Below are 16895 nucleotides of genomic sequence, written 5' to 3'. Positions count from 1 at the left end.
ATCACGACGCGGATCAAGGTGATGGCGAGTTTGGACATTGCCGAGCGGCGGATGCCGCAGGACGGCCGGATCGAATTGATGGTCGGGGGTCACCCGGTCGACCTCCGCGTCAGCGTGTTGCCGACGATCTTTGGTGAGAGCGTCGTCATGCGGGTATTGGACCGCAGCGTTGTCAACCTGAGCCTTGAAAACGTCGGGATGGACGCCGTGACGATGAAGGCGTTCCGCAAGGCGATCGATCGTCCCAACGGCATTATCTTGGTGACTGGCCCGACCGGTTCCGGGAAAACGACGACGTTGTATTCCGCATTGTCGGAAATGAACGACGTCAAAGACAAATTGATGACGACCGAGGACCCGATCGAATACGACATCGAAGGGATCATTCAAATTCCGATCGACAATGACGTTGGCGTGACGTTCGCCAGTTGTTTGCGTGCGATTTTGCGGCAAGACCCCGACACGATCTTGGTCGGCGAAGTCCGTGACTTGGAAACCGCCGAAATCGCGATCCAAGCGGCGCTGACGGGTCACTTGGTGTTTAGCACACTACACACCAACTCGGCTGCCGCCACCGTGACGCGACTCAAGGACATGGGCATCCAAGCGTTCATGATCTGTGCGACGGTCGAAGCCATTTTGGCGCAGCGATTGGTTCGCCGGATTTGCACCAAGTGCCGCGAGGAAACCAAGGTTAGCAGTAGCTTGCTGTTTGATCTGGGCATGGACCGTGAATCGGTCAAAGGCAAAAAGTTCTTCAAGGGTGCTGGCTGCGACAACTGTAACAACACCGGATACAAAGGCCGGATTGCGATGTTCGAGCTGATGTTGATGAACGATGCGATTCGCGACTTGGTCATGAACAACGCATCGACTGACGACATTCGCGATCTGGCCCAGAAGGACGGAATGACCACGCTGCGAGAATTCGGCATGGCATTGGTCATGGATGGCATCACCACGCTGGACGAAGTGGTGCGTGAAACAGTCGAAGAGTAAACGAAGACAATACGACAGTGACGCCGATCGTGCGTCCACCCGAACGTCGTGGCAACCTCGGCCACGACAAACAACTTAATCCAAACCTTTCAACCTTTAACATCCATCATGCCTGTTTATCAATTCGAAGCGATGGACGCGACCGGACAAGAGATCCGGGATGAGATCGACGCGGCCAACGAAGAAGAGGCGCAAACCACCATACGCCAGATGGGGTACTTCGTCACGAAGATCTCCGTCAAGAAACAGGCTGCGGCGAAGGCGGCAGGCAAGAAGAAGAGTGGCTCGATCGGCCGAGTCAAAAGCAAGTACATCTGTGCGTTTACACGTCAGTTGTCGATTCTGCAGGACGCGGGGCTACCGATCCTGCGGTCGTTGAAGATTTTAGAGAACAACGAAAAACCAGGCCGTTTGAAGTACGCGTTACAGTCGGTGTGCGAAGAGATCGAAGGCGGATCGACGCTCAGCGAAGCGATGTCCAAATCGCCTAAGGTTTTCAACCGCTTGTACGTGAACATGATCAAAGCGGGCGAGGCCGGCGGTGCTCTGGAAACGATCCTGCAGCGATTGGCAGAGTTCATGGAGCGAGCGGAATCACTCAAGAAAAAGGTCAAAGGGGCACTGATCTATCCTTGCGTGGTCGTCACCGTGGCGTGTTTGATTTTGACGTTCATCATGCTGTTCATCGTTCCGACGTTTGAAAAGATGTTTGATGAGTTCGGATTAACGTTGCCGCTGCCGACGTTGTTGTTGATCGCGATGAGCAACTACATCGCGAACTACTGGTTCCTGTTGATCGCGATGCCCGTTTGTTTCTTGATCTTTGTCAAACTAGTTCGCAAATTCCGGCATGGGCGAATCGGGTTCGACAATTTCATTTTGAAAGTCCCCGTCTTTGGCGGTCTGATCGAAAAGAACATTCTCGCTCGGACGACGCGAACGTTGGGGACACTGATCAGCAGCGGTGTGCCGATTTTGGAAGCGATCAACATCACGCGTGAGACCGCGGGTAACGCAGTGTTCGAACGGATCTTTACCAAGACCAACGAACAGATTCGCGAAGGTGAAGTGATCAGCAAACCGCTCGCCGAGCACAGCGAACCGGGTTTCCATCCGATGGCGTTGTTTTTCTGGGCACTGTTTGGAATGTTCCCGGGCGTGATGGTGTTGTCGGTCGCCGTGACCGCGCGGGGCAGCAAGATTGACGAAGCCGGGATGGTCGGCGCTTTGATGATGATGTCGACGTACATGATCATCGGTGGCGGCGTGTTATCGGGACTGTGGTACGCCACCAAGATCAAATCCAAAGTGATCAGCGACTTGGTCGTCAACATGGTCGACGTTGGCGAAGAGACAGGCGAGCTTGACACGATGCTTTACAAGGTTGCCGACACGTATGACGAAGAAGTGCGTACGTTGACCGACAGCTTAACCGCGTTGATGGAGCCGATCATGATCGTGTTCCTCGGCTGTGCGGTCGGCTTTATCGTGATCAGTTTGTTTATGCCGCTGGTCGAATTGATTACCGGATTGAGCTAATTACAGCGAGCAATCGCATCGAGTCGCAGGTCACCCGGCCTGCGACTTGACCTCCCATTGAACCAATCGAACCACCACCAAAACTCTCTCTTCTTTTTAGAAACGTCATGAGCAGTCACAACATTCCGGTTAGAGCGGCCCGTCACGGATTTACGCTTGTCGAGATCTTGGTGGTCATCACGATCATCGGCATCCTGACCGCGATCGCCATTCCCGCGGTCAACAACGCAGTCAAAACCGCGCGGCAATCAGCGATCCGGATGGAGGTCAGTTCGCTCGAAACCGCGATCGAAAAATATCGTGAAAAGTACGGCGACTATCCACCCGATTTCTCGGATCCCACCGTCGTCAGTCGCCACTACGGCAAACTGTTCCCGCGGATGTCGACCAATGACGCCACGCTGTTGGCGAATCTAATGACTGGCACCACGATTGATCGCGCCGAAGCACTTGTTTGGGCATTAGGTGGTTACAGCGAGGACATCCAGCGTCCCTTCACCGGCCCCGGCGGACCGTTGGTTTGGACGGGCGATGGCACCAATAGTTACACCGATACCGCGGTAACGGATACGAACCGACAAGACCCAGCTAACTTCCAAATCAACACCGATCGCGTCAATGCGTTCTACGATTTTGAAGCCAATCGTTTCGGCATCAACACACCGGATTCCACCTCACCGTTGACCGGAACCAACCGTTACTTGTCCACTGACGACAGTCCCCAAGACCTTTTCCCAACCTACGCTGCCCGATCCGGCGGCGCCCCGTTTGTCTACTTTGATTCACGCACCTACACCAGCAGCACCGGCGGATTCAATGGTTACTCCTCTGGATTTGGCACCGTCCGCCCCTACTTCTCCGAAGAATTCAACAACAACTCGAGCGGCGCAGACTATGCAACGATCGATGCGGCATTGGCGGCTTGGAAATTCATGAACCCAAACAAGTTCCAAATCATCTCAGCGGGGATGGATGATTCCTTCGGCAACACTGCAAATACCTCGGGCGGCCAACCGGTCTACTTCCAATATCCAACGGGAGCTGCGATGGCTCCGTCGACCAGCGTTGACACTCCCGGTGGACTTCTCATCTCAGGCGTATCGCGTTATCAGGAGTCGTCGTTTGGTTCGAACGCGAACGCTCAGGCCGACAACATCACCAATTTCAGCAACGGCACCCTGGTCGACGACGTTCCATAACGTCGCTTAGCTGAACGCGATTTGGCGGTTGATTTTAACGAACGATAAACGAGTGCACTTCGGTGTAAACGACTCGTACTAGGGATCTATTATGAAGATCGAAACACAGCATCCTGCACGCCATCACAACGGGTTCACGCTCGTTGAGATCTTGGTCGTGATCGTGATCCTTGGCGTGATGGGCGGCATGGTGGTGACCGCGACTCGTGGTGTCACCAACAGCGCTCGACACGCACGAACCAAGATGATCATCTCGGCGATCGACGGCGTGATCCAAGAACAATACGAATCGTACAAGTACCGTCCATTTCCGATCGTATTGCCAAATTTCTCACGCACCACAACGGGGTCGCCCCCTGTCACGCTGGACTATGAAGTCTTGGCGTACGAAGCGGCGCGCGTTCGTTTGATCATGACGCGAGATCTGCAGCGAATGGAACTTCCTGACAAGATGCTGGATGTGGTGACGTCGGGAGGTTTGGTTCAGGGACCGATTTCGATCACTGCCGTTGCCAACCAAGTAGCCGAGAACACCGATGGCAAGATCATTCGTTACTTCAACAATCCGGCCAATCCACGGTATCAGTTCAGCGTGGTCTGGGATCCCGCGCGTAAAGTCAAAACCTACTACGACCGTTACCAAGCCAATTCCAATGCCGGCAACACTTGGACTGCGGAACACGAGGGTGCCGAGTGTTTGTACTTGATCATGGCGACCTCGTTTGTGGCTGGATCGCCCGCGATTGACTCGATTCCAACTGCGAACATCGGAGACACCGATTCCGACGGGATGCTCGAAATCCTGGACGGATGGGGACAGCCACTTTTGTTCATTCGTTGGCCCGCCAACTATAGCGACCCGACCGCCGGTGTGCAGACGTCAATTCCGGATGAATTCGATCCCTTTCGTTCCGACTTTGGTTACACCGTCACTGGCGAAACGGATCCCTATTCGCTTCGCCCGTTGATTGTCTCGGCGGGCAGCGACAGCGAATACGGCATCGCGACCAGTGCGCTTGTCGACTACACCTCGCAAACGTGGCCGTTGACGGACATGGATACCGGCAGCAACACCGCCGAAGGGGATGAAAGCCGAGGCCGAAGCGGCACCTACAATTTCCCTGACCCCTACGTGCGTAAATCGCCCCCCGCGACGCTTCCAGGCACCATCACCGATGCCGAAGCGGCCACTGACAACGTGACCAACTTTGCACTGCAGGAGACACAATAGTGTTTAGCCCGCGTAAAAGACGATCGATCACGCAGCTGCCGGCGTTTACGTTGGTCGAATTGCTGGTCGTATTATTCATCCTGCTGATGCTTTCGACCATTGCATTGCCGACGGTAAAGCGGTTGTTGGCGGACCAAAAGGCATCGCGAGCGGCGCGCAATGCCGCGATTTTTATCGACGCGGCTCGCAACCGAGCGATTGCCGAGAATCGATATGTTGGCGTCCGGCTCGAACGATTGGGCATCGCCTCGTTTGGACAAGCCGCCTCGATTCGAATGAGACAATTGGTGGGCATTCCGCCCTACACCGGCGATTCGGCCGATGCCCTTGCAACATTGCAGGGAACGCCGATTAGTAGCGCCGTTTTCCAGGCCAACGATTGTCCGCTACTAGCACTGAGTTCACGTTTGTTGAACAACGAGTCGAGCGCGGGTGTGCTCGACACAACCGATGACCATCTCGCCCCGATTCGCATTGGCGACTTGCTGGAATTACCTGGTGGCCGCTCGGTGCCGATCACCGCGATTACCGATAATTTTGCCAGCACCGACCCGGCACCTCCCACGGTAGTCACCGTGACGTTTGATTTGAATGAACCGAATGCCAACGGTAACAACACGTTTCCAGGTACCGTGCGTGATCCGCGAAATACATCGACGGGAGATCCCGTGAAATTTCGCATCCACCGTCGTCCGGTGCCCTCGTCGAGCACGACGTTTTCGCTGCCGCGTGGGTTAGCGTTTGATATGAACTATTCCGGCATCGGAATCGGAGGGAATCAATTCTCGCCTGATACCGATGCAGGCGAGATTGCCGGGGACGTCGACATCGTTTTTGATCCCAACGGCAGCGTGATTAGTGTCACTACCGATGTTTCAGTCACCTCGACCACGATGGGTTATCCCGTCGGCAAAATTTACCTGTGTTTAGGAGATAGCGCCGGTGTGATGGGCTCCGGTGAGAATTTATTTCAAAACAGCGATTCCACGGTGGCGAACATTCGCAGTCTCGATTCGATTTGGATTGTGATCAATCCCGCGAGCGGTCAAGTGTCGGTTGCGCCGTTTGCCACGGCAAACACGTCGCCGACCGACCCCACCAACCCTCGCGATACATCTTGGGTTACCCCTTTGGCCGAAACCCGATCACTGGCCAATGCCTCAGCCACATTGGATTCCGAACCATGATTCGAATGATTAATTACACACATCGTCTTGGCGTCACCCTTGTCGAGGTCATCTTCTCGATTGGCGTGATTCTGATTGGTCTATTGGGCTTGTTATCGATTTTGCCATTGGCCGGTCATCGATCCCAAGATGCGATCAGCTTGAATGTCGGCGCCGCGATGGGCGATTCGGTTGCCAATGAAGTGCTAGCGCGTGATTGGATCAAAGAAGCCAATCTCGTCAATCTCGATAGTGGGACCGGGATTGAACGCGGTCTATCCACCGGGGGTGGATTGATGGCGGACCTCATTCATCCGTTTTGCATTGACCCCATGCTGGCCGCTTCGCCACCGGCGGCGATTACCAACACGTCGTACGACAGCGACTATTTTCCATTCTACATTCCCAATCACGATCCGCTGTTGGACCCGTCCGATGCAACCGCCGACGATTCACCGGGTTTTGCCGGTCAACCACGGATGTTGCGTGTACGGTTGAGTGATGTTGCATTGACCGGAACCACCACCGTTTTGACAAAAGCAGAACGGCTGGAAGCGGCCCGCACGATTGTCGAAAGCGTAGACGATTTGCAAGAAATTCGCCCTGGCGATCGATCGTTGCCGGCAACGGTCAGTGGTTATCTAGCGACAAACGACGCGACGGGATCCAGCTTTGGCAAAACGCTCGCATCGGGTGAATTTTCGTGGATCATCACGGTCGATCCGTTTCCGGGCGACGAGAATGCATCGATGTCGGTGGTCATCCTGCGAAATCGCGAACGCATGTCCGGGTTTCAAGTTGCTTCGGCGGATACCCCACGTGAAAACGCGCTCGCCGAACGAGTCGCATTGGTCACTAACCCCGTCGGTTTCCGCGGCGGTGCTGGTGGGTCGGTGACGCTACTATCCGCGGGCAACACGTTGTCCGACCTACGCTCGGGGGACTGGATCATGCTGTCGCGCAGTACGGATCCGACCACGGAGTTCACGCGAGCTGAATCGGCCGTTCACCGTTGGTTCCGCGTCGCCGCCGTCACGAGCGAAGCATCGATATTGACACCGACTGACGATGACGAAGTCACCCTTGCCGACGGCACCGTCTTGACCGTTCCCGCGACCGGATCGGGGAATCGAACGTCGACCACTGTATGGGAAAAAACGGTCGTCCTGGATGGGCCGGATTGGCAGTTTTCCGGCACGGTTCCCGGTGGCGCGTCCACCAACTCGTTGACCTATGCCACGCTAATGGAAGATGTGGTTTCGGTGACCGAACGAACCATTTCGATTTCCGAGTTCTAGATTTTGACCCATCCGGCACATCGATGCCGCAGCGAACAAAACACTACCTCTTCTGAATTTCCGCCAATCGAGGCAACATCATGAAACGCAAACCGAACTCAGGCATCATCCTGCTTGTCGTTCTCAGCATGCTGACATTTTTCAGCTTGCTGGTCGCTGCGTACCTTGTCTTTAGCAACCAATCTCGCGCGACGGCGTTTGCAATCGCCAGCACGAAGACGCGTGCGCCCGAACCGAACAAGCTGCTCGACGATGCGATGATGCGACTGCTCGTCGGCACCGGCGATGATTCGCTGTCGTTCTTTGGCGAAGATTTGCTCAGCGATTATTACGGGCGAAGTGATGCACGCCAATTCGATGTTGCCAGCGGAGGCGGCCAGATCGGAACCAGCGGTTTTGTGCGTGTTCGCGTTCAAGTAACCGGCTCGTCCGACCGCGACGTCGACGATCTGTTCGCCGGTCGGGTGATCACATTTCAAGGCGGACCATTGGTCAACCGATCGTATCGCGTCATTCGATCGCTCAATCCATCCGCATCGACGCATGATTTAGTGATCGAACTCGAACCCGAATTCTTGACTACAACGGTCTCGGCCGGTACCAAAATTTGGATGAACGGCACGCCGCGAAACTCACCCGGGCTTGGTTACCAAGGGGGGCAAGTCAGCGTGACTCAGCCGACACCCTATACCAACGAAACGGGTACGATGTGGAACGTCGGATTCACGTTGCCGTTGGCGATGCAGCCCAATTTGCTCGGTACCGACACGACAAAAATTGGCTTGCCCGGAACTCCGACCGGCAGCGATTTTGACGAAGGTTATGACGCCGCCGACTTCAACAACTGGTTTCTCAGCCACCGTCACGCTGACGGGACGATCATTCCATCGTTCCATCGCCCTTCGGTCATCAACTACATTCTGAATGAATATGACGACTGGGAATCCAGCTCGTCTGGATCGGGCCCACGTTCGGCTGGCGATTATGCGGACTTAATGGCAAGCATCGCGCGAGCAACCTTCCGTCCATTGCCAATCGCTGAAAATCAATTCAGAAAGAGCGGTCAAAGTCATCAAGCGATCAATTCCGAATTCACCGGTGGCAATAGCAGTTTCGCGCTTCGCCGCACGATTCGGGTCACCAACGAGAAACTTGTGGACCAAGTCGCTCGTGCGTTGATCCAAGGCGAATGGGATGTGGACAACGATGCCGACGGCGTCAACGACAGCATCTGGGTCAACCTGGGGTTGCCACTATTCACTGCCCCCGATGGCAAGCTGCTGCGTCCTTTGGTGGCACCGATGATCGAGGATTTATCGGGGCGACTGAATGTCAATGCGCATCACAATTCGTCTTATACATCCGCAACGATGCTGGGCGTTTCGTCCTCGGTCCCCCGCTGGGCAGGCAACTACAACCTGACGACGGCGCAGGCCGCGTTTCGCGGACTCGGTTACGGCCCCGCCGAAATCGCGCTGCCGATCACGGGACTCGATGCATTGGTCAATGCACGCTATCGCAATCCGGCGATGAATTCCGCCGTGACCAAGCCGACTCCTGGTTTCGATACCAATGACTACTTGGATCTGTTGCGAACGGGCAACCGCCCTCCGATGCACACCGCAGCTGGCGGCTATGGTTATTCCACCGATCCATTCGGCCGCGGCGGTGTGGGAATTGGATTATCAGGTCATCTGGTCGCCGGACGCTCGGGGACTCAGGTTCGTGCTGATGACACCACAACCACCAATCACAACGAACTCACCAACGAATTCATTAACGATCCTTACGAAAGTGATCCTTCGGGGTTGCTCTCGGGTGACTTGATGCTAACGACAGATGAGCTCGAAGCGATTCTGCGTTCGAACGAATTCGACATCGAAATGTTGCCCACACGGTTGCGAACGGTCGTTGAGCCGCTATTGGCCGCCAATCCTGGCTTGGCCCGTGCCATCACCACTCACTCTAAATCGGACGATACACCCCCGCCGGTTTCGTTTACCAACGCCACTGCGGGCGATTCGCTCTATGAATCGCTGCTGACCTTGTTTCCAAGTCCGTTTACCGAAGTCGAAACGAACCGTTTGCTTGCACCGGAACTTCGTCTCGGACGCAAAATCAGCGTCAACCGTCCGCTTGGAAACGGATTCGATGACAATGGCAACGGCGTGATCGATGAACCTATTGAAGTGGCTGCAGAAACCGATGCCTTCACCGATACCACTCACGTCACAGGGGACCTTCCATCGGGTTTGTCCGCGTTTGATAACAAGACACCTGATTACAATTTTGACGAACCCAGCACCGTGGATTCAAGACAACTTTTGGCTCGCCATCTGTATGTCTTGATGATGGTGCTGACCAACGGTGCCGCCGATTTCCCCGACAGCAACGATGCTGCCCTTCCCGGTTACAAAGCACATCGGATCGCACAATGGGCGGTGAATGTTGTCGATTATCGTGATCCCGATTCGATCATGACGGCGTTCGAATATGACGCCGATCCCTTTGATGGCTGGGGCGTCGATGGCAATCTGCTTACCGATGAATCGACCACCGCGCCCAATGCGGACGGAGTCGACAACGACGAAGACGGCACGATGGACGGGATGGATCCAGACGGTGAATTCGCGACCAGCACGGTCCCCCGAGGTGTGGTTTGGGGTGTCGAGTCGCCGGAACTTGTCTTTAGTGAATCGTTCGCTTCGCATGACGTGCGACTGCGTGACACCAATCGCGACGGAAATCTAGACACCACCAAAACCGATCCCACAAATCCCGACCCGGACTCGGACCAAGTTCGCATCCCACAGGGAAGCTTGATGCTGGAACTGTATTGTCCGCGTCCGACGGTCAATACCGCCCCTACGTCGGCAACGGCTTTGGGGGATCAGACGACGCTTCCAGGAGCTCCTCAAGAACTCTATACGACCAACGCAAACGCGCAATCGGCTCTGAACCTTGCCCTGACCGCACCGTCAGCCGGAGCAGGCGTTGGTGCCCCCGTGTGGCGTATCGCGATTACCGAACGCCATGACAATGCGGCTGTGGTTCCCGCGGCCAAGAAAAATGAAAATCCTGCAACGTTGCGAGGCACGAATCCCGACACCGCATCGTTCCAAATCGAAACTCCCGACGAACTTAATTCAACTGCGGGTGCACTGAGTTACGACCGCTTCATCGTCTTTCCCAATTATGCCGATGCCACTACCAATCCCGCTGGGGCTTTGGCTCAGGTGGATACGATGATCACCAACAATGGGATCTCCGATATGGCGGCGAATCAAGTCTTCTTCGCTCCTACCACCGGAGGACTTAGCACCGTCAACGCCACCAAAACGCTCGAAGCGGGTCAGTACCTGTGTCTCGCCCCCAGGATTGAAACTCGATTTGGCTCGAAAGAATATCCAGTCAGCGTGTTTCCGGGGATACCCAGTGAGCAACGTTTTTCGGTCAACGCGGCCGAAGGATTGCTACAAGCCAGACACGATGGCACACGACTCACTCCTTCGCTTGGGGTCGCTGCGACCGATGCCTATTCCAACGCATTGTCGCTGGTGATTGCTGCTCCGCGTCCGACACCGACATATTGGACGGGCGGCGGAGTGAATGTGTTTGATCAAAACGTGGTCGGGCTGAACGTCTCCGAACCGCTGCCCAATGGTGGCAGCTATTACCCCGAACCGTTGAATCCATACAACGGAACCGAGGATTTGGATATGGCCGGTGGCGTCGATTATCCGCGGAACGATGCGTATCTGGACTTTAGTGACGCTTCGACTTCGGCTCTCGACACTCCACTGGACGTTTCGATCGGACGGGTTCCTGTCGATTCGACCGGAGCCGAACCAGCACTCGGAACACGCCCTGAATACTGTTCGGCATTCTTGCAACGACTCGCGGACCCAACGCGTGCTTACAACGCGGTGACGAATCCTTACCGCACCATCGACTGGATTCCGATTGATTTGACAGTATTCAGTGGCGAAGAACGCGAGAGCAAGATTTCGTCCGATGGCGCCCAATACGCACGTCGAACACGCCAACGTAACGGTTTCACCAAGTCACCCTCCGGTACCGTGGCGGCATCGAACGCCTTGTATTCGTACGAGACCGATTTCCCGACTCCGGCAACCACCGTGGATCCGGCAGCCGCTGACTACTTCGCGTTCTCGACGACGGCTGCGGATGCCCATCTCTATTCCTCGTTCAGCGTGCTGAATACCGACATTACAAACTTTAACCCTGGATTTGTTGGTTTCGCCGCGACGATTGGCAGCGATGCATCGGCCACGGCGATCACCGGTCACGACCGTGGATTGCCAAGCATCCCCTTTGCGGTTCACCCATGGTTGAATCGGCCGTTTACGACGCCGATGGAATTGATGATGGTGCCTGCGTGCTCGCAAGGTCGGCTGTTCGAAGAATTCAACATCACCTCGGGTGATCCAACGGTTTATCCCAACTCGGCCACCGTCGTATCGGCGGAAATGCGAGCTCCGTTTCGACACATGCTGAATTTCTTTCACAGCCAGGATGCAACCAACGATGGAACGAACGTCGATCGCATTTTTGACTTTGTGCACACATTGCCACCGTTTCGTGGCGAAGTGGACATGATCCCACCGGCGCGTGTTACGGCAACGGGTTTGGTGGAAATGATGAAACCGCCCTTCAACATGGTCTATGACAATCAACGACAAGCTCGCATCAATCTAAACACGCTCAGCGAATCGCTTGTTTGGCAAGGATTGATGCAGGGACATTTGACATCCGCCATGGGCGTGGGACAGATGGCATTTGACGATTTCATCCAAAGCCGACGCGGCTATCCGGTATCGTTATCCGCGAGCGAACGCAAGACCGTCGATACCAGCGGCAGTGCGGCGACTGGTCCCTACAACTATATCCCGAGTCATTTGGACCCTGAATTACCGACTCAATTTGCCGGTGTGTTCCGTGATTGGCGTCGAGCCAATTTCGCCCCTGCACTGCGGACGCCACCGGACGACACCGCCGACACCGCCGCTACGGACCGCTTGCGACGCAATCCAATCGATGGAACCTTGCTGCGTCGTCACTACAGCATGACAACCTCGGGTACCGAAGAAACAATCACTGCGGATCCGTATCCCCAATTCGTAAGAACCTCGACCGCAGCCCCGCTATCAACCCATTTGGATCGCGGACGCAATCCGTTTGTGCGATACCAAACGTTGATGCGGATGCCGAACTTGGCCTCGGATAATTCCCAGGTGTTCTTGGTTCGCTTGACGATGGGCTTCTTCGAAGTGGATCCGAGCAACGTCAATAGTCTCGGCCGCGAATACAAAGAGGCGATTGGTGAGAATCAACGCTATCAAGCGATGTTTATTATCGATCGCTCGATTCCCGTCGGCTTCGTTCCTGGGCAAGAAATGAATGCTCGCAACACAGTCATTTTTGAACGGTTTTACCAATGATGCGAATTCAGAACCCAATGAACCGAAACTTGATTCCGTATCGCAGAACGGTTGGCTTCACGCTGGTCGAAATGCTGGTCGCGATGGCGGTGACGCTGTTGATGATGGCGGCACTAGCACGTGCGTTTGCCTACGTGGGCGAAAGGGTACGCGACAGTCGTGGCGACGTCACAATCTCGAACAATATCCGTGACGTTACCAACCGGATGCGTGACGAGTTGAAACGATGCACGGTTTCGCTTGAACCGAACGATGGCGAATCAGACCAATCGGGATATCTTTTGTACTACGAAGGGCCGATGACCAACGCCACTTCGTCGCTGTTTGGACCGTCGACCACGATCGACGGACAAACTGTTGCACGCGATGCACGTTACGGTGACATCGACGACTACTTTGCCTTTACCGCGGTGGCAAAACCAGGATCGTGGTTCACCGGAAAGGTGCCGGAATTCATTCTGACGGGAACCGCGGCGGACACCAACCCCGTGGTGATCCGATCGAAATACGCCGAAATTGTTTACTTCACAAACCCCGATCGCGATTCCACGGGCGCTGTGATTGATGTTGATGGCGACAATCTGCCTGACCGTTTGCAATTGTATCGGCGTGTCTTTTTGATTCGTCCCGATTTGAATCTCAACACGACCACCGGCGGGATCAACACACTGTCGGCCGCTAGTAACTGGCAAACCGGGCTTGCGTCGATCAACCAACAGTGTGACTTGTCGGTCCGACGTGGTTTGAACAGAAACGGGACACAAAGCACGGTCGTCTTCGCTAATTCGCTCGAAGACCTGTCCAAGCCACACAACCGTTTCGCGCACGTGCGAGTTCCCCAAGCCACGCTGTTGGGATCGGGAACCACTCACACCTCGATGCCCATCTTGGCGCTCGAACCACCGGTCAACATCGTCGCTAACGCGTCGACAACGACGACGCCTCCGTTGCGTCCCGAAGATTCAGCAACCAATAGTGATCCTGTGGTCTTGGACAGTCGCTACAGCGGGTATCTGCGACGTGAATTTGTCTTGTCCGGGACACGCCAAGGCGAAGATGTGATTGCAACCAATTGCCGCGGACTGGATCTAAAAATCTTTGATCCCACCGCCGACTTTTTGCACACGTCCGGCAACGTCGTTGTCGGACCGGGGGATGTTGGATACCGCGAAGCATTGCGAGACAGCGGAACCTCCAAATTGCTGCAAGGCGGGTTTGTCGATTTGGCCTACCCGGTGCTCGCCGGCGGCCCGATCCGAGGTTGGCAGGAACGTCAGATGGCGGCGTCATCTTCGACCGGCCACAAAGCAAACGATGCATTCTCGGACACGACCAACGGCGCGGTGGCCATCACCCGAATCCAGAGCACGTTCTCGGGAATATCGCCGTCGATAACCAGCTACACCACATCGATTAGCAACAAGACGTACGTGGATTCATTGCTGCTGTCAGGCCGGCTTGTGATCAACACCAGCGGGCCTCAGATTGCGTTGTTCCAGCCGGCGTTTGATACTTACACGTCGGCGTACGAACGTGATGGCTATCTGCAGGATCGTCGCTATCAAACCGGATCCGACCAATTCGCGGGAACATTGTGGAAAACATGGGCCTCGGCCGATGTGGGATCGATTGATCTGGGAGCGGATGGGCTGGATAACAATAGCAATCCAGACAAAGGCGTTGACGATCCTCGCGAACGTGAAACCTCAGCTCCGTTTACGACGACGCCCGAAGCGATTAGCATTACCGTTCGTTTAGAAAATCCGTCGACCCGGCAATTCCAGCAAGGCACCATTGTTCATCGGCGTGATCACTAACGGACCGTTCATCGTCGTTGATCGCTCCGCAATCATAACGTTCTGTCATCGTCGTTGATCGCTCCGCGATCATATCGTTCTGTCTTCGTCGTTGATCGCTCCGCGGTCATAACGTTCTATCTTCGTCGTTGATCGCTCCGCGATCATAACGTTCAGTCGACCTTGCAATGGATTTTTTACGATCGCCAAGGCATCTTTGTCCTTCCCATGAAAACGCTGCTGATCCCTATCCTGCTACTGCTCGCGGTCATGTTGCGATTGAACTCGCTATGGATCGCCTCGATGCACGAAGTCTCGCCCGAGCTGATACAGGCTCGGCAGATCGCTCGTGCTGCCACAGCCGGACAGTTTGACCACAACACCAGCGGGGTTGAGCTGCAAACCTTGTATTTCGATCCTGGTGCGTCGGTGGTCGTGACCAACGGTGACGATGGCGGCCCCGGTCGCGCCGATGTCGACGATGACTTTAACGGTGTCGTTGACGATGCATCCGAGCGTGGAGCGTTCGGCAGTGACGATGTCTGCGAAGTGCGGGCATCCCCTAATGATCGTCACCAAGCTGCCGACTCGGATGTCTCGCTGCTTAGCCGCGGCGGGTTCGTTCCCGATTCGCTGATGCTAAACCAGAAATCCGCCGACGATGCGACACGTCGCTTCATCGTCTCGGGCCGTCAACAAGGCCAGCTGTGGAAATTTGCAGTTGATCCCTGAATCCCTTCTGCCTACCTAACCTCCTATCTACTTAGAGCAACGCGATGTCTTCGATTCGGTTCATCATGGTCGGCGGCTTTCTTGGCGCTGGAAAGACCACCACGATTGCGCGATTGGCTCGCACCTATCAGGACCAAGGACTGAAGGTAGGTATCGTTACCAACGATCAAGCCACCGATTTGGTCGATACACATACGCTGCGAAGCCAAGGGTTCCAGGTGGGTGAAGTCGCCGGTGCTTGTTTTTGTTGCAATTTCAACGAACTGACCGATACCACCGAGCAATTGCAATACGCCGACAAGCCCGATGTGATCTTGGCCGAACCGGTGGGCAGCTGCACGGATCTTGTCGCCACCGTGGTGCGTCCGCTGATGCAATTATTCGGCGATCGATTTGATGTGGCTCCCTATGGAGTGATTTTGAAACCCAGTCATGGTCGGCGGATTTTGAAGGGAGACCCGAAAGCAGGTTTCTCACCAAAGGCGGCGTACATCTTCAAAAAACAATTGGAAGAAGCCGATTTTGTTTTGATCAATCGCGCCGATGAATTGACCGAATCCGAACTCGATGAGTTGACGAGCTTGGTGGCAAACGAAGCGCCGAACGTCCCGCTGCTGCGAATTTCAGCAAAGACAGGCGAAGGCTTTGACGCGTTCTTGGAACTCTTGGACCAACGCGGTGACTTTGGCCGCCGCGTTTTGGAGATGGACTATGACGTGTACGCGGAAGGCGAAGCAGAACTTGGTTGGTTGAACATGAGTTTGACGGCGACGTCCGATTCCGAGTTCGACTTGGACGCTGTGGTGCTAGACATTGTCAATCGCCTGCAGACCTCACTCGCCACGGCAACGGCAGAGACAGCCCATTTGAAAACGATCGGATTGTCCGATGGGGCTCACGCGGTCGCCAATTTGGTCAGCAGTGATACGAGTGCGGAATTGTCGCTGCCGTCCGAGTGCAAAACGAAATCGGCTGAGTTGGTGGTCAACGCTCGAGTGGCGATAGATCCGGTGGAACTGCAAACGTTTGTCGAATTGGCCGTCGATCAGGCGTGTCAAAGTCATGGTGTGAAAACGGAAGTGCGTCAAACGCAAGCGTTCCGCCCCGGCCGCCCCGTGCCCACGCACCGCATCACCGAAGTGGAATCGTCGTAGTCGGCGCGTCCCCGTAGGCCGGATCGCAGCGGAGCGGAGATCCGGCATGAAAGCGGAAATGAATTCGCCATTCACTTTCGACGCCCGCCGGATCGGCGTCGCTATCGCGACTTGATCCGGCCTACCAATGCCGATGTAGGCCGGATCGCAGCGAAGCGGAGATCCGGCATGGAAGCGGAAATGAATTCACCATCACTTTCGATGCCCGCCGGATCGGCGTCGCTACCGCGACTTGATCCGGCCTACCAATGCCGACTTAGGCCGGATCGCAGCGGAGCGGAGATCCGGCATGGAAGCGGAATGATTCACATCACTTCGA

10 protein-coding genes are annotated in these 16895 nt (G+C 55.3%); all 10 read left to right on the top strand.

The window, feature by feature from the left end; translation table 11 throughout:
• Positions 1–999, top strand: a 999-nt coding sequence (locus RMSM_RS11480) for a GspE/PulE family protein (RefSeq protein ID WP_040765807.1), incomplete at its 5' end; no start/stop codon positions are given.
• A gap of 108 nt (positions 1000–1107) precedes the next feature.
• The gene (locus RMSM_RS11475; RefSeq protein ID WP_008695714.1) at positions 1108–2538 is read left to right on the top strand and encodes a type II secretion system F family protein; all 1431 of its coding nucleotides are present in this window, start codon (positions 1108–1110) and stop codon (positions 2536–2538) included.
• 107 nt (positions 2539–2645) lie between these two features.
• The gene (locus RMSM_RS11470; RefSeq protein WP_008695712.1) at positions 2646–3737 is read left to right on the top strand and encodes a type II secretion system protein; all 1092 of its coding nucleotides are present in this window, start codon (positions 2646–2648) and stop codon (positions 3735–3737) included.
• 91 nt (positions 3738–3828) lie between these two features.
• A complete protein-coding gene (locus RMSM_RS11465; protein WP_008695711.1) occupies positions 3829–4968 on the top strand; it encodes a type II secretion system protein in 1140 nt (379 codons plus the stop codon).
• Positions 4968–6155 (top strand): pilus assembly FimT family protein, encoded by a 1188-nt coding sequence (locus RMSM_RS11460; protein WP_008695709.1) that lies wholly within the window; start codon positions 4968–4970, stop codon positions 6153–6155. Before RMSM_RS11465 ends, RMSM_RS11460 begins: the two co-directional genes overlap by 1 nt.
• Positions 6152–7432, top strand: coding sequence for a hypothetical protein (locus tag RMSM_RS11455; RefSeq protein WP_008695707.1), 1281 nt, complete (start codon positions 6152–6154; stop codon positions 7430–7432). Before RMSM_RS11460 ends, RMSM_RS11455 begins: the two co-directional genes overlap by 4 nt.
• 80 nt (positions 7433–7512) lie before the next feature.
• Complete coding sequence (locus RMSM_RS11450; RefSeq protein WP_008695706.1) at positions 7513–12894, top strand: hypothetical protein; 5382 nt, start codon at positions 7513–7515, stop codon at positions 12892–12894.
• A 17-nt stretch (positions 12895–12911) separates the two neighbouring features.
• The gene (locus tag RMSM_RS11445; RefSeq protein WP_040765805.1) at positions 12912–14711 is read left to right on the top strand and encodes a prepilin-type N-terminal cleavage/methylation domain-containing protein; all 1800 of its coding nucleotides are present in this window, start codon (positions 12912–12914) and stop codon (positions 14709–14711) included.
• 207 nt (positions 14712–14918) lie between these two features.
• A complete protein-coding gene (locus tag RMSM_RS36750) occupies positions 14919–15422 on the top strand; it encodes a hypothetical protein (RefSeq protein ID WP_008695703.1) in 504 nt (167 codons plus the stop codon).
• Positions 15423–15466: 44 nt separating this feature from the next.
• Positions 15467–16576, top strand: a complete 1110-nt coding sequence (locus tag RMSM_RS11435; RefSeq protein WP_008695701.1) for a GTP-binding protein — start codon at positions 15467–15469, stop codon at positions 16574–16576.
• Positions 16577–16895 lie beyond the last annotated feature (319 nt).

Source organism: Rhodopirellula maiorica SM1, from assembly GCF_000346295.1.
GTDB classification, from domain to species: domain Bacteria; phylum Planctomycetota; class Planctomycetia; order Pirellulales; family Pirellulaceae; genus Novipirellula; species Novipirellula maiorica.
Note: the sequence above shows the minus strand (reverse complement) of the source record. Positions and strands in the feature narration are given on the sequence as shown.

Bases quoted from the DNA above. Each gene is read 5' to 3' on its own strand.
- RMSM_RS11475 (WP_008695714.1), top strand. From the start codon at position 1,108: ATGCCTGTTTATCAATTCGAAGCGATGGACGCGACCGGACAAGAGATC.
- RMSM_RS11470 (WP_008695712.1), top strand. From the start codon at position 2,646: ATGAGCAGTCACAACATTCCGGTTAGAGCGGCCCGTCACGGATTTACG.
- RMSM_RS11465 (WP_008695711.1), top strand. From the start codon at position 3,829: ATGAAGATCGAAACACAGCATCCTGCACGCCATCACAACGGGTTCACG.
- RMSM_RS11455 (WP_008695707.1), top strand. From the start codon at position 6,152: ATGATTCGAATGATTAATTACACACATCGTCTTGGCGTCACCCTTGTC.
- RMSM_RS11450 (WP_008695706.1), top strand. From the start codon at position 7,513: ATGAAACGCAAACCGAACTCAGGCATCATCCTGCTTGTCGTTCTCAGC.
- RMSM_RS11445 (WP_040765805.1), top strand. From the start codon at position 12,912: ATGAACCGAAACTTGATTCCGTATCGCAGAACGGTTGGCTTCACGCTG.
- RMSM_RS36750 (WP_008695703.1), top strand. From the start codon at position 14,919: ATGAAAACGCTGCTGATCCCTATCCTGCTACTGCTCGCGGTCATGTTG.
- RMSM_RS11435 (WP_008695701.1), top strand. From the start codon at position 15,467: ATGTCTTCGATTCGGTTCATCATGGTCGGCGGCTTTCTTGGCGCTGGA.